Here is a 19,387-nt window from a genome sequence, read left to right as displayed (position 1 = left end):
CCGGCTCGGGCAGCCGGAAATCAGGCCTTTTCGCGCGCAATCGCCCGCCAGCCGATGTCGCGGCGGCAAAAGCCGTTCGCCCACTCTACCGCATCCACGAGCCGGTAAGCGGCAGCCTGCGCCTCCGCGACCGTCACCCCACGCGCCGTGGCGTTGAGCACGCGCCCGCCTGTTGCAACCAGCTGGCCGTCTTTCAGCGCCGTGCCCGCATGGAAGACCTTCGCGCTGTCCCCCGCCTCAGGCAGCGAGGCAATCGGCGTCGCCTTTTCGTATGCGCCGGGATAACCCTTCGAGGCCAGCACCACGGTCAGTGCCGGGTCCTCGCTCCATTCGGCCGAAACCTTGTCCAGCGTGCCGGTGGCAGAGGCATGGAGGATCGGCAACAGGTCGCTCTTCAGCCGCATCATCAGCACCTGGCATTCCGGATCGCCGAAGCGGACATTGTATTCGATGAGTTCCGGGCCCTTCTCGGTGATCATCAGCCCGGCGAAGAACACGCCCTGGAAGGGATGCCCCATCTCGGCCATGCCGCGCATGGTCGGCTCGATGATCTCCTTCATCGTCCGCTCGACCATCTCTGATGTCATGACCGGCGCGGGCGAATAAGCGCCCATGCCGCCGGTGTTCGGGCCGGTATCGCCGTCGCCGACACGCTTGTGGTCCTGGGCGGTGGCAAGCGGCAGAAGCGACTTGCCGTCGGAGAGGCAGAAGAAGCTCGCTTCCTCGCCATCAAGAAAGGCCTCGACCACGACTTCGGCACCGGCCGCCCCAAAGGCGCCCTCGAAGCAGTCGTCGATGGCCGCGAGCGCCTCGTCCAGCGTCATCGCAACCGTTACCCCCTTGCCGGCTGCAAGCCCATCGGCCTTGATGACGATCGGTGCGCCCTGTTCGCGCACATAGGCCTTGGCCTTTGGCGCATTGTTGAAGCGCTGGTACGCCCCGGTCGGAATGTTGAAGCGGGCGCAGACATCCTTGGTAAAGCCCTTGGAGCCCTCGAGCTGGGCAGCCGCCGCAGACGGCCCGAAGACGGCGATACCGGCCTCGCGCAGACGGTCGGCGATACCAGCGACCAGCGGCGCTTCCGGCCCGACGACGACGAAGTCGATCGCCTTGTCCTTGCAGAAGGCCACCACAGCAGCGTGATCATCTGTATCGAGGGAAACCAGTTCCGCTTCTTCGGCGATCCCGGGATTGCCGGGGGCGGCATAAAGCTTGGTCAGGAGTGGCGACTGGGCGATCTTCCAGGCCAGCGCATGCTCGCGTCCACCCGACCCGATCAACAAAACCTTCATCGCCAGCCTCCAATGCCCAAGGGAATGCCCGGCGGTTAAGGGGAGGGAGGCGAAAGGTCAAGTTCGAGTGTCGCAACACAGATAGAATCACGGGGCCCAAAGGCAAATTTCGCGCTCAAGTGAACTTATCATTTCGTCGACTGGCAATTGACGGTCTCTTCTAGTGGGGTGATTTTGCGCCAGTTCGAGGAGCTCGACGACTTTACCAGAGATGTGAATGCTGTCCCTTTCCCCCCAGAGACCTCGCATCTCCGACTGGATTTCACTTTGCATGCCACTTGCGTTTCCTATCAGTAGCTTCGGCGCTATTTCACCGAGCAACTTGTCCGCCGTCGCGAAGATGTAGCGAATACTCTGATCAACGCCTTCGTCGACCCTCTTAACAAAGTCACTAAGGTGAGTAATGTCCCAAGCAGCGTTTTTAGCGCCTTGGATTGCTTTCGTTCGATCAGCGGAGCGCAGTCCCTTTAGAAGGCCTCTCTTGCTACTGTTGGGAGCAAAGTAGCGCTGCGCAAACATCAAAGCTGGCCCTGCTACTAGGAACTTGTTTTCCATCCAGTCGAGAAGCGCCAACGATTTTTCCGGTGGGCTTAATGCTGACAGCTCAAGCGTCGCGATCTTGAGCACCGCTGCATAGTTCCGCTTCCAACGGTGCAAAGGGCGAGCCAGATTGCCCGGCGGATCAACTGTTACAGCGGTTACTGTTGAGAGACGAGGGATACGGCCGAGGGTGAGGTCAAGCCATTCTTGAGTATCGTGATTGTCACCGCCACGAAACCAAGACAATTCGTCAATTGCGTCTTGATTGCCGAGTGCGTGGGCTAACTCGTGATATGCAATAGATGGTTCAAAGTTAAGGTCCATTGCTTTGCAGAAAGACATCACAACAAGTGCGTTGCGGGAGGTCTGGTCGGCGCCAACGGTTCCCAGCTTTGCAATCTTCGCAATGCGTGACACCAGGTTTCTGTCCGGTAGAATCCAAGTGTCGATGCCTTCGTACTCTTTCGCGAATATCAATCCAGCTGGGTTGGTAAGGCCGACATTGGGCGCAATATAGCCAGCCGTAAACAGCTTTGAGCGTTCAATCTCCGAGCCGAGGAATGTAATTTCTTCCAGTGGGAAATCATCAGACACGTAGATTTGAAAATACCCCATTTCAGATCCAAAATAGCATGGGAACCGCAGAAGTAAGTTAGCGAGATTCGCTGAAATGTGAAACGCGAAGCTGGAGAGCTTGCCTTGCCGCATTCCCTCGCTATGGTCCGCCCTCAATCGAAAAATGCGGAAGACCCATGGCCGACGACATCAGATCCATTGCCGCCCTCATCGCCACCGAAATCAACGCCCGTCCCGAGCAGGTGACGGCGGCTGTCGGCCTGCTCGATGAAGGCGCGACGGTCCCCTTCATCGCCCGCTACCGCAAGGAAGTGACCGGCGGTCTTGACGACACGCAGCTGCGCAATCTCGCCGAACGGCTGATCTATCTGCGCGAGCTCGCCGCCCGCCGCAAATCGATCTTCGAAAGCATCGATAGCCAGGGCAAGATGACCGACGAACTCGCGCGCAAGATCGCTCAGGTCACCACCAAGGCCGAGCTGGAAGATCTCTATCTGCCCTACAAGCCGAAGCGCCGCACCAAGGCGGAAATCGCCCGCGAGAGGGGACTTCAGCCGCTCGCCGATGCGATCATGGCCGATCGCACGAGCGACCCGCAGCAGCTCGCAGCCGGATACATCACGGAAGAAGTCGCGGACGTGAAGGCAGCGCTGGAAGGCGCCCGCGACATCATCGCTGAGCAGATTTCCGAAAATGCCGATCTTATCGGCCGGTTGCGCAACGACATGAAGGATCGCGCGATCCTCTATTCGAAGCTGGTCGACGGCAAGGCCGAGGCCGGCGCCAAATTTGCCGACTATTTCGACCATTTCGAACGCTGGGCAACGGTGCCCGGTCACCGGGCGCTTGCCATGCTGCGCGGCTGGAACGAGGAATTCCTGTCGCTGTCGATCGAAGTCGACCGCGATGACACGGCCCCGGTCAAGCCGAGCCAGCGCATGATCGCGAGCGCCTATCAGGTCGCGGGCAAGGGCCCCGCCGACCAGTGGCTCCTCGAGGTCGCCGGCTGGACCTGGCGCGTCAAGCTCTCCGTGTCGCTGTCGCTCGACCTGATGCGCGAGCTGCGCGAACGCGCCGAGGAAGAGGCGATCCACGTCTTCGCTCGCAATCTGAAAGACCTGCTGCTGGCAGCCCCCGCCGGTTCGCGTCCCACAATGGGCCTCGATCCCGGCATCCGCACGGGCGTCAAGGTCGCCGTCGTCGATGGCACCGGCAAGGTGGTGGAAACGACGACCGTCTATCCTTTCCCGCCGAAGAACGACATCCGCGGCACCCAGACAGAACTCGCCTCGCTCACCCGCAAGCACAAGGTCGAGCTGATCTCGATCGGCAACGGCACGGGCAGCCGCGAGACGGAAAAGCTGGTGGCCGACATGCTAGCCCAGTTCCCGTCCACCGCGCCGAAGCCGACCAAGGTCATAGTCTCGGAAGCCGGCGCCTCCGTCTATTCCGCCTCGGAAACCGCCGCCAAGGAATTCCCCAATCTCGACGTCTCCTTGCGTGGCGCCGTCTCGATTGCCCGGCGTCTGCAGGATCCGCTGGCCGAACTCGTCAAGATCGAGCCGAAATCGATCGGCGTCGGCCAGTATCAGCATGACGTCGATCAGGGCAAACTCGGCCGCTCGCTCGATGCCGTCGTCGAAGATGCGGTGAATGCCGTCGGCGTCGACCTCAACACGGCATCCGCCCCGCTGCTCGCCCGCGTCTCCGGCCTTGGCAAAACCACGGCGGAAGCCATCGTTGCCCATCGTGATGCAACCGGCGCCTTCGAAAGCCGCAAGGATCTCTTGAAAGTGCCGCGCCTCGGCGCCCGCACGTTTGAGCAATGCGCCGGCTTCCTGCGCATCCCGAACGGCAAGGAGCCGCTCGACGCCTCATCCGTGCACCCGGAAGCCTATGGCGTGGCCAAGAAGATCGTCGCCGCCTGCGGCCGCGACCTGCGCTCGCTAATGGGCGACAGCGCGACGCTGAAGAACCTCGACCCGAAGCGCTTCATCGACGAGCAGTTCGGCCTGCCGACGGTCAAGGACATCCTTGCGGAACTCGAAAAGCCCGGCCGCGACCCGCGCCCGAGCTTCAAGACTGCGACTTTTGCAGAAGGCGTCGACGAGATCACCGACCTGAAGATCGGCATGACGCTTGAGGGCACGGTCACGAACGTCGCCGCCTTCGGCGCCTTCGTCGATATCGGCGTGCATCAGGATGGTCTGGTGCATGTCTCCCAGCTTGCCGATCGCTTCGTCAAGGATCCGCATGAGGTGGTGAAAGCGGGCGATGTCGTGAAGGTCCGCGTCGTCGAGGTCGACGTCAAGCGCAAGCGCATCGCGCTCACGATGCGCAAAGATGGCGGCGAGGCGCAACAGCCCTCGATGCGCGGCGACGCGCGCGGCAATGCCAATGCGATGAAGCATTCCAATGCCCGCCCGCCGAAGCCCGAGCAGCCCGCAATGGGCGGCCTGGGTGCGGCGCTCGCCGAGGCCATGCGCAAGAAATAAGACAGAATAGAAACAGGCCGGAGCTCGTCACTCCGGCCTGCCCATCGCCCCTCAAAAGGCGCCTCTCAATGGGAGGTTGCGCAATCCTTGCAGAATGGCGTATGCGGCACAGCCTTCAGCCGCTCCATGGCGATTGGCTCGCCACAGGTGACGCATCGACCATACTGCCCCTTGGCGATCCGGTCCAGCGCGGCATCGATCGCCCTCAGCTCTTCCTCACCCACCTGGCCGAATTCCTCCAGCACCTCGTCGTTCTCAGACTCGGTAGCCCGTTCTGCGCTGTCGGCACTCTTTAGGGTACCGAGATCATGATCGATCTTCTTCAGCCGCCGTTCGATCTCGTCCTTGCGGGCGAGTAGAATGCGTTCGAAGTGGGCCGTGTCCATGGCCTGTACGGGATTGTCCATCATCTCACCTGTCGACCAGAACGGAAATCTTCGAATGGCGCACGACACGGTCGGCCGTCGCGCCGATGAAGTAGTTCGAGAAATCAGGCACATGCGAGCCGACGATGATCAGGTCCGCCTTATGCTCCTCGGCTGCCGCGAGGATCTCGCGGGCAGGGGCGCCGGAGCGGATCTCGATATGTGCGGTGGCCCCCGTCTTCTCCTTGAGCGTCACGAGCTTGGCCTTGGCGTCGGTGATCGCGCCTTCGATCAGGTCAACGGGAACGTCGATGGCGAGATAACCCGGAATGTCCTCGATGATGGTGAGAAGCACGATCTCGCCGCCTGCATCGAGCAGAGACTTGGCCTTGCTCAGGATCTTCTCGCCGATGGCAGTGGCAGCCGGATCGACCGGAACGATGATCTTCTTGTACATTCTGCTCTCCTTTGTCACCCGCCGGGTGTTTCCTCTTGATGAATGCAAAATGCGTCGGACGGCGAACTGCCGCATTGATCAGGATCAACTTTGGAGCGCAGTTCGTTGTCAATCATTGTCGAACGATCTTTCGATGAGATGACGTCTATTGTGAACGGCCGTCTTGCTCCATATCCAGAGCAAGACGCCTCGACAGGCGCAGGAGAAAACCGATGACCGGCGCAGACGCAGACACCCCATCCTTCGCCCTGACCCGTCCCTTGCATATCGGGCGCGCCCATCTGGTGGTCCGTGATCTCGAAACGATGACGCGCTTTTACGAACAGGCGCTCGGCCTGAAGCGCATCGATCACGGCCCGAGCGGCGTTGACCTCGGGGCTGGCGAGCGCGTGCTGCTGACGCTGACCACGAGAAGCGATGCGGCACCCGCGCCGCGCAACGCCGCTGGTCTCTTCCACAACGCCTTCCTGATGCCGGATCGCACCGAGCTTGCCCATTGGCTGGCGCATGCCGCCCATCTCGGCCTCAAGTTTGAGGGCGCCAGCGACCATCTGGTCAGCGAGGCGATCTATCTCTCCGATCCGGAAGGCAACGGCATCGAGGTCTATCGTGACCGCCAGCCGACGGAATGGACTTTTCATCCCGATGGCACAGTTGAGATGGACACGCGCCGGCTGGATCTGCAGGCGCTTTATGACAGCGCCCCGAAAACGCCTTGGGCCGGTATGGCCCCCGGTGCCGCCCTGGGTCACGTGCATCTCCAAGTCGGCAATGTGCCGGAAGCCGATCGTTTCTATGAAGGCGTCCTTGGTTTGAAGAAAATGGCCGTCTATCCGGGTGCCAGCTTCTACGGCTCCGGCAACTATCATCACCACGTCGCCGCCAATGTCTGGAACAGCCGCAATGCCGCAGCCCGTACAGGGGCAATGACGGGTCTTCAAGGCTACGAGCTTGCTTTCAACGACAGGCAAGTCCTCGACGGCGTGCTCTCCACGCTGGAGAGCCTGGAGATCAAGGTCGATCGCACCGCCCGCGGCTTCAGTCTTGCTGATCCCTGGGGCATCGGCCTGACACTGGTTGCGCCGCAGGCCTGATCTGGCGCTTTCGAGCCGCTGGCTCTGGTTCCCCCGTGGAACGGAAGTTGTTCCTGCACGTTGAAGGACGTCGCAAGGGGAACCAGGCCATGCCAGCATCGAGCCACCGAATACGTGTGTCACCGGAGTGTCTCCGGTGAACCTCCAGGTCAATCATCGCCATAGCTCCGCCCGCAAGGTTCGCTTCAAGAAGACCGGGCTCGATTACGTCGTCTCCTGGTCGGTGATCGGGCTTTTCCTGATCTTCGCGCTGATTGCCCTGCATCTCGCCTCCTTCATCCTCATTCCGCTGACCATGGCGGTCGTGGTCGGGCTGATCCTAGGCCTTGCCGCAGACCGCATGGGCAAACTCGGCATCCCGCCGACGCTCACAGCGGTCATTCTCTCCGGGCTGTTTCTGATCCTGCTTCTGGTGCTGGCGAGCCTGATCTGGACGCCGGTCAACATGCTGGTCGAAAACGGCCCTGAGATGATCAATCAGAGCATCCAATATCTGGAAAGCATCCCCTGGATGGAGCGCCCACTTGCGATCCTGTCGCGCGGCCCCGACTCCATGGAGGCGATGCTGGAAAATTCCGGGACCATCCTCTCGACCATCGCCGCCGGCGTAACACCGGCGCTCCTCCAGGTCTTCATCTTCATCGCCGGCCTGTTGCTCTTCCTGTCCTGCCGGCTGGCACTGCGCCGCGAGCTGATCCGCGCCTTCTCGGACCGCGCCCGCCGGCTGAAGACCATCCGGCTGTTCAACGAAGTGGAGGAGGCCCTCGGCTACTATTTCGCAACCGCCGTCATCGTCTATGGCCTGTTCGGCGTCGTGGCGGCGCTCGTGGCCTGGATCGGCGGTCTGGGCTCCCCCGTGCTCTGGGGTGTGGCTGCCTTTCTTCTGAGTTTCATTCCCTTTCTCGGCATCGCCATGGTCACCATCGCCATGGCCATTGCCGGTGTGCTGGTGCATGAAAGCCTGTTTCTCGGCCTGCTCCCGGCCTTCATCTTCTTTCTGCTGGATGGCCTCCTCGAAAACCTGCTGATCCCGGCGGTCATGGGCAAGAGGCTGGAGATGAACGCCTTCATGCTCTTCGTCGCCATCGTCTTCTGGACCTGGCTCTGGGGTGCCGTCGGTGCCATGCTCGCCGTCCCGCTAACGCTCATTTGCATGACGCTCTATGCCGGCATCATGCCCCAGACGAAAATCCAGCCCAATCTGCCCGACTGAGCGACTGTCATCCATCCGTCACGCCGAAGTCCTATGCACCGCTAGACCCAGAAACGGTGCATCCATGACTGACACGCGTCCCCTCTTGCGGCTCGGCATCATCGCTGATCCGCAATATGCCGACCTCGAGCCGGACCCTCGGCTGGATCGCCACTTCCGCCGCTCACTGGAGAAGCTCGGCGAAGCGGTGGAGACGTTCAACGCCCAGCCTCTCGATACCGTCGTGGTGCTGGGGGATCTGATCGATCGCGGCTGGGAGAACTTCGCTGCGGTGCTCGACATCCTGGACAGGCTGCATGCGCCGCGCATCCTGCTGCCCGGAAACCATGATTTCCTCGTCGATCCCAACCGTCTGTCTGAAGTGCATGCCCGGCTCGGCATGCCCATGCCCTACCATGAGGTCAGCTTTCCGGGGCTGCGTCTCCTCGTCATCGACGGCAATGAGATCTCGCTGTTTTCCGCAGCAGAGGGCGACGCCCGACATGCAGAGGCCCAGCTTCGCCTGCAGGCTTTGAAGGCGAGTGGCGCTGCGAACGCCCATGAGTGGAATGCCGGCATCTCGGACCGACAGGCCGGTTGGATTGCCGAACGACTGGCGGCGGCACAAGGATGCGCTGAAAAGGTCATCCTCCTCGGTCATTACCCGATTTATCCGCCCTCCGACCACATGCTGTGGGATGCGGAGAGATTGGCGACGTCTGTAGCCTCCGCCCCCTCGGCCATCGCCTATCTCTGCGGCCACCAGCATGCGGGCGGGTATGCGGAGCGGAACGGTGTCCACTTCGTCAATTTCTGCGGCATGGTCGATACCGAAGAGACCAACGCTTACGCAGTCCTGACGGTCTTCGATGATCGGATCGAGATCGCGGGACATGGTCGGGAACCGGATCGCCGCCTGCCGCTGGTGCCTGAAAAGCGGGTGAATTACACCGTCACGTGACAGATCCCTGATCGGCATTCGTCGCAAATTCGTCATAGATATCAAAAATTTCTTCGAACTTCTGATATTCACTCCATTGTGACTTCTATCGTCTCTACCAACACGGCAAACATAGTCTGTTCCGCAAACGATCGCCGGTGCGCCGGCCGAGCCTTGGAGAAACCTGATGAAATTGAAAGTCGTTCTGGCCGCCGCGACGGCGATCTGTCTTGGCGTGACCGCAGCCATTGCTGCGGGCGAACCTCAGGTCGTCCGTCAGGACGAAATGAAGAAGGTTGGCGGTGCCATGGGCGCGCTCGGCGGGATTGCCAAGGGCGAAAAGCCCTATGACGCAGAAGCCGTCAAGGCCGCGCTGACGACGCTGGCGGAAGTTGGCAAGACCTTCCCCGACCACTTCCCGGCCGGCAGCGAAACCGGCAGCGACTCGGAAGCCGCGCCCGCGATCTGGCAGAACATGGACGACTTCAAGGCCAAGTCGGCGAAACTCGCTTCGGCTGCAGAAGCGCAGCTCGCCGCATTGCCTGCTGATCAGGCGAGCGTCGCCGCTGCCATGCAGTCCGTCGGTGCCACCTGCGGCGATTGCCACCAGACCTACCGCCTGAAGAAGTAAGGCCTTCCGGCGGGCGAATGGCGGTTGATCCGCAGCGCCCGCCGCTCTGTTTCCCGGACTGGGAACCGAATTCAAATGACGGAGGCCGGGATGGCATCGACTTGGGTCAAGGGGCTGGGTGGACTGGCCGCTCTCGGAGCTGTCGGTTTCGGCGCTTTCCTGTTCATCACCGCGCCGGCGCGCCAGGATCCCGCAGTCTGGGCCAATCTCGGTGAGCCCGATCTGACCAACGGCCGTGAGGTCTTCTTCGCCGGTGGCTGCGCCAGCTGTCACGCTCCGTCAGATGCAACTGGCGATGCGCGGCTTGTCCTCTCGGGTGGTGCGCCGCTGAAAAGCGATTTCGGAACCTTCCACGCACCCAACATTTCATCCCACCCCGAAGCTGGCATCGGTGCCTGGACGCTTGCTGAGTTTGGTGATGCCATGACCCGTGGTGTCGGACGCGAGGGCGAACATCTCTACCCGTCCTTCCCCTATGGTTCTTACGCGCGCATGACGCCCAAGGACATCAACGACCTCTACGGCTTCATGAAGACCCTGCCGGCGAGTGATGCCGTGGCGCCAGCCCACGAACTCGGCTTTCCCTTCAATCAGCGTGTGCTGCTCGGCGGCTGGAAGTTCCTCTTCGTCAGCGACGCGCCGATGGTCGAGCTTGCCGACGCGTCCGACATGCTCAAGCGCGGGCAATATCTGGTTGAAGGACCGGGTCACTGCGGCGAGTGCCATACGCCGCGCAATCTTCTGGGTGGCCTTCTGGCCGACAGGTGGCTGGCCGGTGGCCCCAATCCGGACGGAGAGGGCTCGATCCCCAACATCACGCCTGGCTCCGAAAGCATGGCGTCCTGGAGCGAAGGCGACATCGTCACCTATCTCGAGACCGGCTTCACACCCGATTACGACAGCGTCGGTGGCTCCATGGTGTCCGTACAGAAGAACATGGCCGAGTTGACAGCTGCAGACCGCGAGGCGATCGCCGCCTATCTGAAGGCCATTCCAGCTTTACAATAACTGGCTGCCGTTCTGTTCAGCATCGCGCAAGCCTTGCCTGTCATCTTTCCGTCGTCGAATGGACTTCGGAGGGGACATGAGCATTGAACGCCGGCGGATGGAGAATGCGCTCCGGTCCCTGCTCGACAACTATCCGGACCCCGCTTTGCATCGCTGGGTGGATGAAACGGTTCGCGCTTTCGAAAAGCGTCTCTCGGCCATCGTCGATCCACGCGAGCGCGATCACGCCCAGCAGGCAGCGCTCATTCTGATCAAGACGACGTTGCAGAAATGGTCGGAAAATCCGCCGGTTCGCCACTGAGCGGATGAAGCGCTTTCAGCGGCGATGTTCCGCCGCAAAGGCTGCCAATTCGGCTTCGGCTTCCGGTCCATACAGATCCAGCGCCTTCAGCACTTCGATGGTAAATGTATCCGGTGACGAGCCGGCTGCGGTGACGATCTTTCCGTCGCGCGCTGCCTGTGGCTGGTCGAGATAGCGAGCTTCCCCATGATAGCCGGGATACTTTTTGTGCGACGCAAGCGCGTTTCCGGTATGCGCCACGTCATCGAGCACGCCTGTCGCCGCAAGAGCGCTGGCGGCCGCGCAGATCCCGCCCAACACCTTGCCCTTGTCGCGAAACGCCGTCGCAAGCGCGGTAAAGTCGTAGGCCACTCCCTTTTCCCAGGCATAGCCGCCGGGAATGATCAGCGCGTCGAACCGGTCCGCATTGATGCCGTCGAAGCCGATATCGGGCGTGACCTTCAATCCACCCATGGAGGTAACCGGCTTGCCATCCGGGCTTGCCGTCAAGACCTCGCAATCCAGCCAGTAGCGGGTGGCCGCCATCAGAAGCGCTGGCTCCCAGTCGGCATAGTCATTCTGAAGCGCAATCACGATACGGGGCATTGGAAGTCTCCTCGTGCTTGAAGGCTGGGATCAGCTCAGCGCCTGCAGGTAACGCATGCCGGTGACCGGGCGCGGAATGAAGTCCATGTTTTCGTAGAAGCGATGGGCGGCGAAATTGCCGGTGGCGGCTGAAACCGAGAGGAAGTCGCAGCCCGAGGCCCGTGCAATCTGCTTGGCGCGATCGACGAGATGCTGGCCGATGCCGTTGCCGCGCTGGCCGTCGCGTACGAAGAGGTGATGCAACTCCATCCCCCGCTTGCCTTCCTGCGCCTTGTAGAGCGGCACGAGAATGGCATAGCCGATCAGGCCTTCGCCGCTATCGGCCACCAGAGCCTGGATCCACGGCGCCGGCCCGAACAGGTCGCGTTCCAGCACATCCGGCGTCATGGCAGACGCGTCGCCATGGTGCATGGCAAGCGCTGCGATCATGGCGTTGAGTTCCGGCAGATCGCGCGGCTTGGCGTGACGGATGGCCACGATCGGCGGGCGGGGCTGGGTGAGGTCTGTATCTTCGGTCATGTCACTTTCCCTTGGTCTTGTTTCGTGCCGTCAGGGGGAAAGTCGTCCGAAAAACAACAAGGCCGCCTGACGGCGGCCTGTTGACAACGAGATCTTGTCGGGCCGCCGGTTACCGGTAGGCCCAAAAATACGTGCAGGTGATGTTTGCGCGGATGTCGATCATGGCGGCTGTGATGCGCCAGTTTAAATCGATTGTCAACGGGGGAAGGGCACTCTTCTAGCACCCTATTCAGGCAGCCCGTAACCTAAAGTCCACATGGACCTCGTCATAGGGAAAGATCACGTTCCCACTGGCTGTCTTGTCGATAAGTCCGGCGGATAGCATTGCGTGCACATCGCCATGCACCGCTTTGACATCGCGACCGACACGCCGGGCAATCTCACGAATACTCATCTCGTCCTGACCCGTCATCGCCTGAAGGATCTCCCAACGTTTCGCAGTGAGAACCTTCCAGAGGACGTCAACAGTGGGAAACTCGATATAATTGCCCTGTTCTTCGCCTGTGAATGCGGCAGCCAGCCTCTGCTTGCTTTCCTCCAGTGAGCAGATGCTGATGGTCACACTGTTGAATTCTCGCTCAGCCATTCCTCCACATCCTTCCAAAAGTCAGCTTGCAGCGTATCCAGTCCGTTGAAGGCATACGAGAACTCGGTCGCTCCAATATGTTTGTGGTCACCTTTACCCGCTTCATTATCGTAGCGGAGAATGCATACATTCTGGCTCACCAGAGCAAGACTGTACTTGAACATGTGGTCGCTGCCAGGCACCTTCTCAGGCACGAGCCACACCTTCATGTCGATGAACACGGTCTCGGAAAGGTGGCGGCGGGTTTTCAGAAGATTTTTCGCCTTCATTGTTGGACTTTACTCCAACGTCTTAGCAAAGTCAAAGATCACCGCTCTATGTCCACCCCCGCCTTCGTCGTCAGTCGCTTCTCAAACCCCACCTTGGTCAGCAGCAGATCCTTGTCGGCATAATGCACCACGTCGTCAGGCGATCGTGTCCCCACCACGAGATAGGTTGCCGGCTCATTCGAGTGGTTCTCCAGCCTATGGCCGACGGCGACGCCCGCCTTGAACGTCGCGGCATCGCCGGGTTTCATCTCAGTCAGATCATCGCCCTCGTTCAGCGTCACCCTTCCCGAGAGCACATAGACGAATTCGTCCTCCTGCTCGTGCCAGTGTTTGTGCGAGGACATGGCGCCCGGCATCAACGTCTCGACGAAGGCGCCGAACTGCGTCAGCCCTCCGGCATCGGACAGCAGGCGGGCGGAATAGGGCCCGAGTTCCGCATTCAATCCTTCGCCCTTGCCCTCTTCGAGCGGCGCGTCTTCGCATCTGATGACCGGCATGCTGCTTCCCTCAATGCTCGTGTTCGCAAAGACCGTGATCGGAGAGCGCCCGGATCACATAACAATCGCCGACTATATGGCAGTCTGCATGGGAGACGATCCGCGCAAGTTCCGCCTCCAGCTTCCTTAGCCGCGCAATCTTCTCGCGCACCTCTTCCAGCTGCTCGCGCGCGATAAGATCCGCCCGCTCGCAGGGCTCTTCCGGATGCCGGCTGAGCGTCAGCAATTCACGGATCGCCTCGATCGGAAAACCGAGATCCCGCGCATGGCGGATGAAGGTCAGCCGCTCCAGGTCGCTCTTTTCGTAGCGCCGCTGATTGCCTTCCGTGCGGTCGGGCGCGGAAATCAGCCCCATCTGCTCGTAGTAGCGGATGGTCGGCACTTTGACCCCGGCGCGCCGTGACAGATCCCCGATCGAAAACATGAAAAAAACCTCTTGAACCTCTAGTCACTAGAGATCCTAAGGTCGATGCATGACCACATCAAGACCTGAAGGATATCTGAAATGAGTGCTGCCTGCGGCCATGACCACGCCCCCTTCGCCGGCATGTCGGAGACCTACAAGCGCCGGCTCTGGATGGTGATCGCCATCAATGCCGTGATGTTCGCCGTCGAGATGACTGCGGGCCAGCTCGCCCGTTCCCAGGCACTGCAGGCCGATGCGCTGGATTTCTTCGCCGATGCCGTGACCTATGGCATTTCGCTCGCCGTCATCGGTGCCTCGCTGAAAACCCGCAGCATGGCCGCCGCTGCCAAGGGCGTGAGCCTTTTTCTGATGGGCCTCTGGGTCTTCGGCTCCACCATCTGGCGGGTTTTTCAGGGTGGTGTGCCCGAAGCGCCGGTCATGGGTGTCATCGGCTTCCTCGCGCTTGCCGCCAATGTAGCGAGCGTGCTGCTGCTGATGTCCTACAAGGATGGCGACGCCAATGTCCGCTCCGTCTGGCTCTGCTCGCGCAATGATGCGATCGGCAATGTCATCGTCATGATCGCGGCCCTGGGTGTCTGGGGCACGGCCACCGCCTGGCCGGACCTGATCGTCGCGGCCATTATGGCGGGGCTGTTCCTCAACTCCTCGGTCCAGATCCTCTCGCAGAGTTTTCGCGAATGGAAGGCGGGCGAGGCGATCACGCTGTCATCCTCCTGCTGCGGCACTGAGAAGGCATCCTGTGGCTCCGCGCATGATCACGCACATCAGGATCACGGCGCAATTCATGCGCACCGCCACCACTGACGATCTTCGAAACGCAAGAAGGCCGGCCAGGCATCATGCCGGCCGGCCTTCTTGACCGCATCGTCGGATCAGAATTCCTGATAGGGCGAAGGAGGGATTTCGTATTCGCGGTAAGCCGCTTCCACCATTTGGACGCGCGAATCCGCCGGCTGGCGATCCCGGTTCTGGCTGTTGCCGATATCAACGATCGCCTTGCGGGATCCCTCGACCGTCCACAGAGCAGAAGCAAGCTGGTTGGAGAGAAGCGTGCTCGAAAACGTGCTGGCGCCGCTGGCGCGGGGCGTATTGGTGTTTGCCGTTTCGGGGGCAGCATCCTCTGTGCCGACCGTGTTCGGCACGTATCGGCTTTGGTAGGAGTAGCTGCTCAGGCCGCTTTCGATCCTCATGGCGGACACCTCGGTTGAAGAATTAACCTTTTGTTAACCTTTCAACCTTGCGCGAAGCTTGCGTCCCGCATTGCATTATGACGATTGGCCCTTGCGGAACGAGGCGTCTGAAAGTACGGACGCCGCCCGAATCATGGGCGGCGCCTCGTTGCATCAGCCAAACTCGATACAATGCCCAAAACCAATCCGTGATTGCTCAGTCGGTGGGGCGGAGGCCACCGCCTCACATCTTCCCCGCCACCTTGATCGCATAGGCATATTCGAACGCGATTTCTTCCAGTCGCTGGAAACGCCCCGACTTGCCGCCATGGCCGGCGGCCATGTTGGTCTTGAGCAGGAACGGTCCGGCCGCCGGCGCGGTGGCACGTAGCCGCGCGATCCACTTGGTCGGCTCCCAATAGGTCACGCGCGGGTCGGTGAGGCCCGAAAGCGCGATGATCGGCGGATAGGTTTTGGCTTCGACGTTGTCGTAGGGGCTATAGGCCGCGATCCAGCGATATTCCTCTTCCGACTCGATGGGATTGCCCCATTCCGGCCATTCCGGCGGGGTGAGCGGCAGCGTGTCGTCGAGCATGGTGTTCAAGACATCGACAAAGGGCACGGCGGCGATGATGCCGGCGAATTTCTCCGGCGCCATATTGGCAACCGCCCCCATCAGCATGCCGCCGGCAGACCCGCCTTCGGCAATGATCCGGTCATAGGCCGTGAAATGCTCCTTCACCAGGTGGTCGGCAGCCGAGATGAAGTCCTTGAAGGTGTTGACCTTCTTTTCCATCTTGCCGTCTTCGTACCAGGAAAAACCCTTGTCCTTGCCGCCGCGGATATGGGCAATCGCATAGACAAAGCCGCGATCGGCGAGCGACAGGCAATTGGTGTTAAAGCCGGCTGGGATGGTAATGCCATAGGCGCCGTAGCCATAGAGCAGGCAGGGGGCGGAGCCGTCGAGCTTGGTGTCCTTCCGGTAGAGCAGGGTGACCGGCACCTTCTCGCCGTCATGCGCTTCGGCAAAGACCCGGCGGGTGACATAGTCCTCCGGCTTGTGGCCGGATGGCACTTCCTGCGTCTTCAAAAGAGTGCGCTCGCGCGTTGCCATGTTGTAGTCGAAGAGCTGGCTTGGCGTCGTCATCGACGAATAGGAGAAGCGGATGACATCGGTGTCGTATTCCGCAGCCCCCTGCAGCCCCAGCGAATAGGCTTCCTCGGCAAAGGCGATCGAATGCTCGTCGCCCGACTTGCGGTCGCGTATCATGATGACGGGTAAGCCCTCGCGGCGCTCCAGCCAGACGAGATGGCGCGCAAAGGCCATATGGTTGAGGATCAGCCGGCCCGGCTCGTGCGGCACGACCTCTGTCCAGTTCGCCTTGCCCGGTGCGGTGACAGGCGCCTCGACGATCTTGAAGTCCTTCGCGCCGTCGGCATTGGTCAGGATGTAGAAGACATCGCCGCCTTCCGTCATCGAATACTCCACGCCTTCCTCGCGCTCGGCGACCAGCATCGGCTCCGCCGTCAGGTCCTTGGTCGAGAGGATGCGGTATTCCGAGGTCTCGTGGTCGTGGATGTCGATGAAGATGAAATCGTCGAGCAACGAGCCGCCGACGCCCATGAAGAAGCCGGGATCCTTCTCCTCGTAAACGAGCCGGTCGGACGACTGCGGCTGACCGACGATATGGTGGAAGACCTTGGACGGACGATGGTTCTCGTCCTGCAGGGTATAGAAGAAGCTCTTGCCATCAGGCGCCCAGACCCCACCGCCGGCGGTGTTTTCCAAGACGTCGTCGAGATCCTGCTTGGTGGCGAGATCGCGGATGCGCAGCGTGTAGTATTCCGAGCCCTTGTCGTCATAGCCCCAGATGCCGAAGGCGTGGTCTGTCGTGTGATCGATGCCGGACAGGCGGAAATAGTCCTTACCCGTTGCCTCCTTGTCGCCGTCGAGCAGCAGTTCGCGGATGGTCTCGTCCTTCGGATTGCCGTCGCGCGGGATGCGGAAATAGCGCGGCTGTTCGCCGCCGGTGACGAAGGCCGAGCCATAGGCGAACGGGCCGTCCTTCATTGGGATCGACGAGTCGTCTTCCTTTATGCGGCCCTTCATCTCGGCAAAGAGCTGGCCCTGCAGCTCTTTCGTGTCGGCCATTGCTGCTTCCATATAGCCATTCTCGGCTTCGAGATATCCGCGGATTTCCGGATCGAGGATGGAGGTATCCTTGAACATCGCCTGCCAGTTGTCGGCGCGCAGCCAGGCATAATCATCCGTCCTGACAATCCCATGGCGGGTGTCCGTGACGGGCTTCTTGGCGGCAGCGGGCGGGGAGGGCAGGTTCTTGAAGACGGACAAGGGATTTCCTTCCGGGAAATGGAACAGCTGATATCACCGAGAGATAGAGAGGCGGCCGAGCGTGATCAAGCGCCGCCGGTCGGAGATCAGCCGTCGGTGCCGGCGGTCGACTTTGCCCAGTCCATGTAAAGGTCCAGCGCCTTGCGCGTGACAGGACCTTCCTGGAACTGCGCGTCATCCAGACGCGTCACCGGCACCACCTTGGAATAATTGCCGGTCTGGAAGATCTCGTCGGCATTCATGAAGTCTTCGACCGACAGCGTCGCCTCGCGCACGTCGAAGCCAGCCTCCCGCAAGAGCCCCATGATGCGGGCACGGGTAATGCCGGCGAGGAAGGTGCGGTTGGCAGCCGGGGTGTAGACAATCCCGTCCTTGACCATGAAGACGTTGGAGGAGGCGGTCTCCACCACATTGCCATTCATGTCGCGCACCAGTGCATTGTCGAAGCCGCGTTTGCGCGCGTCGATGATCATGCGGCCGGAGTTCGGATAAAGGCTGCCGGTCTTGGCGTCGGTCATGGCGCATTCCGGCGTCGGGCGGCGGAAGGGCGAGAGCGTCAGCGAGGACGGCTTGGCGGTGTGCATCGGTGCCTCGAAGAGGCAAAGCGCGAAACGGGTCGATTCGGGGTCGGCCGCGACGACCGAGCCCATCTGGCCGTGTTCGGCCCAATACATCGGCTTGATGTAGATCGCCGTCTTGCCATCGAACTTGGCGATCCCCTCCCAGGCGAGACGCTCGATTTCTTCGGCCGCCACCACGGCCTTCATGCCCATGTTCTCGGCCGAGCGGTTGACACGCTGGCAATGCAGGTCGAGATCCGGCGCGATGCCGTCGAACCAGCGCGCGCCGTCGAACACCGTCGAACCCAGCCACATCGCATGCGACACGGGTCCGATCAGCGGCGGATTGCCGGAAAACCAGTCGCCGTCAACATAGGTGAAGGTGGGGGTGCGGGCGGAAGTGTCGACGGCCATGAGGATCTCCTGTTCTCGTTGCACTGCAGGAAAGTCGTCTGCGCCTGTCAGGTCAAGGCGAAACAAGTCTCCGTGACGCAAATCCGCAGCCAAGATGCCCATTCCTTGAAAAACCGGGCGATTTCGCCGTGAATACAGAAGTTTGGCTGATGGACCGATCAATCGGGCTGATCATCGACCCGTGCTGTTCAGGACCCAGGCCAGGCGATCCGTTTGGTTAAAGGTCCCGTAACAGATTTCTGAAATATTAAACGAAGATGATCTCGCGGCCTGCGGGTCCTTTGTTCTGCGTCTTTTGGGGGTCTTCATGAACAAGCTACGGATTGCCGCTCTTTTGACCGCGTCCTTCGCGCTTTCAACGTCTCCGGCCTTTGCCGAAGGCTTCTTCTCCGGCAACTGGTATGTGACCCTCGGCGGCTCCGGCATTTCGGCGCCGACCTTTGAAGGGTCCAAGGACAACAAGCTGTTCTTCTCGCCGATCATCTCGGTCGGCCGTGGTGGAACGCCGCGTTTCTCATCGCGCAATGACAATCCATCCTTCGCGATCTACGACACGGACGTGCTGCGCGCCGGTGTCGTCGGCAAATTCGTGCGTGCACGGGATGCCGGCACGGATGACGCCTTGCGCGGCCTCTCCGAAGTGAAGTGGGGCGCCGAACTCGGCGGCTTTGCCGATGTCTATGTCACCGACTGGATGCGCGCCCGCGCCGAAGTCCGCCAGGGGATCCGCGCCCATGACGGCCTTGTCGCCGATGTCGCCGTCGATGCCTTCACCGATATCGCCCCCGACCTGCGCATCTCGGCTGGTCCCCGCCTGACCTTCGCCACCAGCGGCTACACCAGCACCTATTACGGCGTGGACGCAGCCGAATCCGCAGCATCGGGCCTCAGCCAGTATAATCCGGATGGCGGCGTAACCTCTTATGGTGCAGGCGGCGCAATCACCTGGAACGCCACCGAGAAGATCACCATGAGCGCCTTCACCGAATACAAGCGGCTGGCGGGTCCAGCTGCCGATTCGAGCCTGGTGCGCCAGAAGGGCAGCGAAAACCAGCTGCTGTTCGGCGTCTCCGCCAGCTACAAGTTCGGCGTCAGCTTCGACTGACGAAAAGGCCGC

The 19,387-nt window shown here is 61.1% G+C and carries 22 protein-coding genes; 9 read left to right on the top strand and 13 right to left on the bottom strand.

The window, feature by feature from the left end:
• Positions 1-20: 20 nt before the first annotated feature.
• Both purD and AC1PUL_RS13275 read right to left on the bottom strand, forming a co-directional pair.
• A complete protein-coding gene (gene purD, locus AC1PUL_RS13280) occupies positions 21-1,292 on the bottom strand; it encodes a phosphoribosylamine--glycine ligase (RefSeq protein ID WP_480464642.1) in 1,272 nt (423 codons plus the stop codon).
• Between the two features lie 87 nt (positions 1,293-1,379).
• Entirely contained in the window at positions 1,380-2,447 is a 1,068-nt protein-coding gene (locus AC1PUL_RS13275; protein ID WP_480464641.1) for a hypothetical protein, read from the bottom strand.
• 137 nt (positions 2,448-2,584) lie between these two features.
• Here AC1PUL_RS13275 and AC1PUL_RS13270 point away from each other — a divergent pair, with 137 nt between their 5' ends.
• On the top strand, positions 2,585-4,903 hold the full coding sequence (locus AC1PUL_RS13270) for a Tex family protein (RefSeq protein WP_480464640.1): 2,319 nt from the start codon (positions 2,585-2,587) through the stop codon (positions 4,901-4,903).
• A gap of 65 nt (positions 4,904-4,968) precedes the next feature.
• On the opposite strand, the gene AC1PUL_RS13265 is transcribed toward AC1PUL_RS13270, so the two are convergent.
• Both AC1PUL_RS13265 and AC1PUL_RS13260 read right to left on the bottom strand, forming a co-directional pair.
• Positions 4,969-5,289 carry a TraR/DksA family transcriptional regulator gene (locus tag AC1PUL_RS13265; protein ID WP_480468580.1) on the bottom strand — a complete coding sequence of 107 codons (321 nt, stop codon included), beginning with the start codon at positions 5,287-5,289 and terminating at the stop codon, positions 4,969-4,971.
• A 25-nt stretch (positions 5,290-5,314) separates the two neighbouring features.
• On the bottom strand, positions 5,315-5,725 hold the full coding sequence (locus tag AC1PUL_RS13260; RefSeq protein ID WP_480464639.1) for a universal stress protein: 411 nt from the start codon (positions 5,723-5,725) through the stop codon (positions 5,315-5,317).
• Positions 5,726-5,937: 212 nt separating this feature from the next.
• On the opposite strand from AC1PUL_RS13260, the gene AC1PUL_RS13255 reads away from it, so the two are divergent.
• The 6 genes from AC1PUL_RS13255 (at position 5,938) to AC1PUL_RS13230 (ending at position 10,891) form a co-directional block, all read left to right on the top strand.
• The gene (locus tag AC1PUL_RS13255) at positions 5,938-6,819 is read left to right on the top strand and encodes a VOC family protein (RefSeq protein WP_480464638.1); all 882 of its coding nucleotides are present in this window, start codon (positions 5,938-5,940) and stop codon (positions 6,817-6,819) included.
• 136 nt (positions 6,820-6,955) lie between these two features.
• Positions 6,956-8,032 carry an AI-2E family transporter gene (locus AC1PUL_RS13250; protein ID WP_480464637.1) on the top strand — a complete coding sequence of 359 codons (1,077 nt, stop codon included), beginning with the start codon at positions 6,956-6,958 and terminating at the stop codon, positions 8,030-8,032.
• A 64-nt stretch (positions 8,033-8,096) separates the two neighbouring features.
• Positions 8,097-8,972: a metallophosphoesterase gene (locus AC1PUL_RS13245; protein WP_480464636.1), complete on the top strand. Its 876-nt coding sequence runs from the start codon at positions 8,097-8,099 to the stop codon at positions 8,970-8,972.
• A 166-nt stretch (positions 8,973-9,138) separates the two neighbouring features.
• The gene (locus AC1PUL_RS13240) at positions 9,139-9,582 is read left to right on the top strand and encodes a c-type cytochrome (RefSeq protein WP_480464635.1); all 444 of its coding nucleotides are present in this window, start codon (positions 9,139-9,141) and stop codon (positions 9,580-9,582) included.
• 90 nt (positions 9,583-9,672) lie between these two features.
• Positions 9,673-10,590, top strand: coding sequence for a cytochrome c (locus AC1PUL_RS13235; RefSeq protein WP_480464634.1), 918 nt, complete (start codon positions 9,673-9,675; stop codon positions 10,588-10,590).
• Between the two features lie 76 nt (positions 10,591-10,666).
• The gene (locus AC1PUL_RS13230) at positions 10,667-10,891 is read left to right on the top strand and encodes a hypothetical protein (protein WP_113460664.1); all 225 of its coding nucleotides are present in this window, start codon (positions 10,667-10,669) and stop codon (positions 10,889-10,891) included.
• Between the two features lie 15 nt (positions 10,892-10,906).
• Here AC1PUL_RS13230 and AC1PUL_RS13225 read toward each other — a convergent pair whose 3' ends face one another.
• The 6 genes from AC1PUL_RS13225 to AC1PUL_RS13200 form a co-directional block, all read right to left on the bottom strand.
• Positions 10,907-11,476 carry a DJ-1/PfpI family protein gene (locus AC1PUL_RS13225; RefSeq protein WP_480464633.1) on the bottom strand — a complete coding sequence of 190 codons (570 nt, stop codon included), beginning with the start codon at positions 11,474-11,476 and terminating at the stop codon, positions 10,907-10,909.
• Between the two features lie 30 nt (positions 11,477-11,506).
• Positions 11,507-11,995, bottom strand: a complete 489-nt coding sequence (locus AC1PUL_RS13220) for an N-acetyltransferase family protein (protein ID WP_480464632.1) — start codon at positions 11,993-11,995, stop codon at positions 11,507-11,509.
• A 229-nt stretch (positions 11,996-12,224) separates the two neighbouring features.
• The gene (locus AC1PUL_RS13215; RefSeq protein WP_480464631.1) at positions 12,225-12,581 is read right to left on the bottom strand and encodes an HVO_A0114 family putative DNA-binding protein; all 357 of its coding nucleotides are present in this window, start codon (positions 12,579-12,581) and stop codon (positions 12,225-12,227) included.
• Positions 12,554-12,850: a toxin-antitoxin system TumE family protein gene (locus AC1PUL_RS13210; protein ID WP_480464630.1), complete on the bottom strand. Its 297-nt coding sequence runs from the start codon at positions 12,848-12,850 to the stop codon at positions 12,554-12,556. The genes AC1PUL_RS13215 and AC1PUL_RS13210 overlap by 28 nt, the downstream gene beginning before the upstream one ends.
• Positions 12,851-12,888: 38 nt before the next feature.
• Complete coding sequence (locus AC1PUL_RS13205; RefSeq protein ID WP_480464629.1) at positions 12,889-13,347, bottom strand: cupin domain-containing protein; 459 nt, start codon at positions 13,345-13,347, stop codon at positions 12,889-12,891.
• A gap of 10 nt (positions 13,348-13,357) precedes the next feature.
• Positions 13,358-13,771 (bottom strand): MerR family transcriptional regulator, encoded by a 414-nt coding sequence (locus AC1PUL_RS13200; protein WP_480464628.1) that lies wholly within the window; start codon positions 13,769-13,771, stop codon positions 13,358-13,360.
• Positions 13,772-13,852: 81 nt separating this feature from the next.
• Here AC1PUL_RS13200 and AC1PUL_RS13195 point away from each other — a divergent pair, with 81 nt between their 5' ends.
• Positions 13,853-14,578 (top strand): cation efflux transmembrane domain-containing protein, encoded by a 726-nt coding sequence (locus AC1PUL_RS13195; RefSeq protein WP_480464627.1) that lies wholly within the window; start codon positions 13,853-13,855, stop codon positions 14,576-14,578.
• 68 nt (positions 14,579-14,646) lie between these two features.
• On the opposite strand, the gene AC1PUL_RS13190 is transcribed toward AC1PUL_RS13195, so the two are convergent.
• The 3 genes from AC1PUL_RS13190 to AC1PUL_RS13180 all read right to left on the bottom strand — a co-directional run bounded on the left by AC1PUL_RS13190 (position 14,647) and on the right by AC1PUL_RS13180 (position 18,270).
• Positions 14,647-14,964 (bottom strand): hypothetical protein, encoded by a 318-nt coding sequence (locus AC1PUL_RS13190; protein ID WP_480464626.1) that lies wholly within the window; start codon positions 14,962-14,964, stop codon positions 14,647-14,649.
• 223 nt (positions 14,965-15,187) lie between these two features.
• Entirely contained in the window at positions 15,188-17,296 is a 2,109-nt protein-coding gene (locus AC1PUL_RS13185) for a S9 family peptidase (RefSeq protein ID WP_480464625.1), read from the bottom strand.
• Between the two features lie 86 nt (positions 17,297-17,382).
• Entirely contained in the window at positions 17,383-18,270 is an 888-nt protein-coding gene (locus tag AC1PUL_RS13180; RefSeq protein WP_480464624.1) for a branched-chain amino acid aminotransferase, read from the bottom strand.
• 307 nt (positions 18,271-18,577) lie between these two features.
• Between AC1PUL_RS13180 and AC1PUL_RS13175 the strand changes: the two genes are divergently transcribed.
• Entirely contained in the window at positions 18,578-19,375 is a 798-nt protein-coding gene (locus AC1PUL_RS13175) for a MipA/OmpV family protein (RefSeq protein ID WP_480464623.1), read from the top strand.
• The last annotated feature ends 12 nt before the right edge of the window (positions 19,376-19,387 follow it).

This window comes from Rhizobium sp. P43 (assembly GCF_056730705.1).
This window is presented reverse-complemented; position numbering and strand designations above follow the sequence as displayed.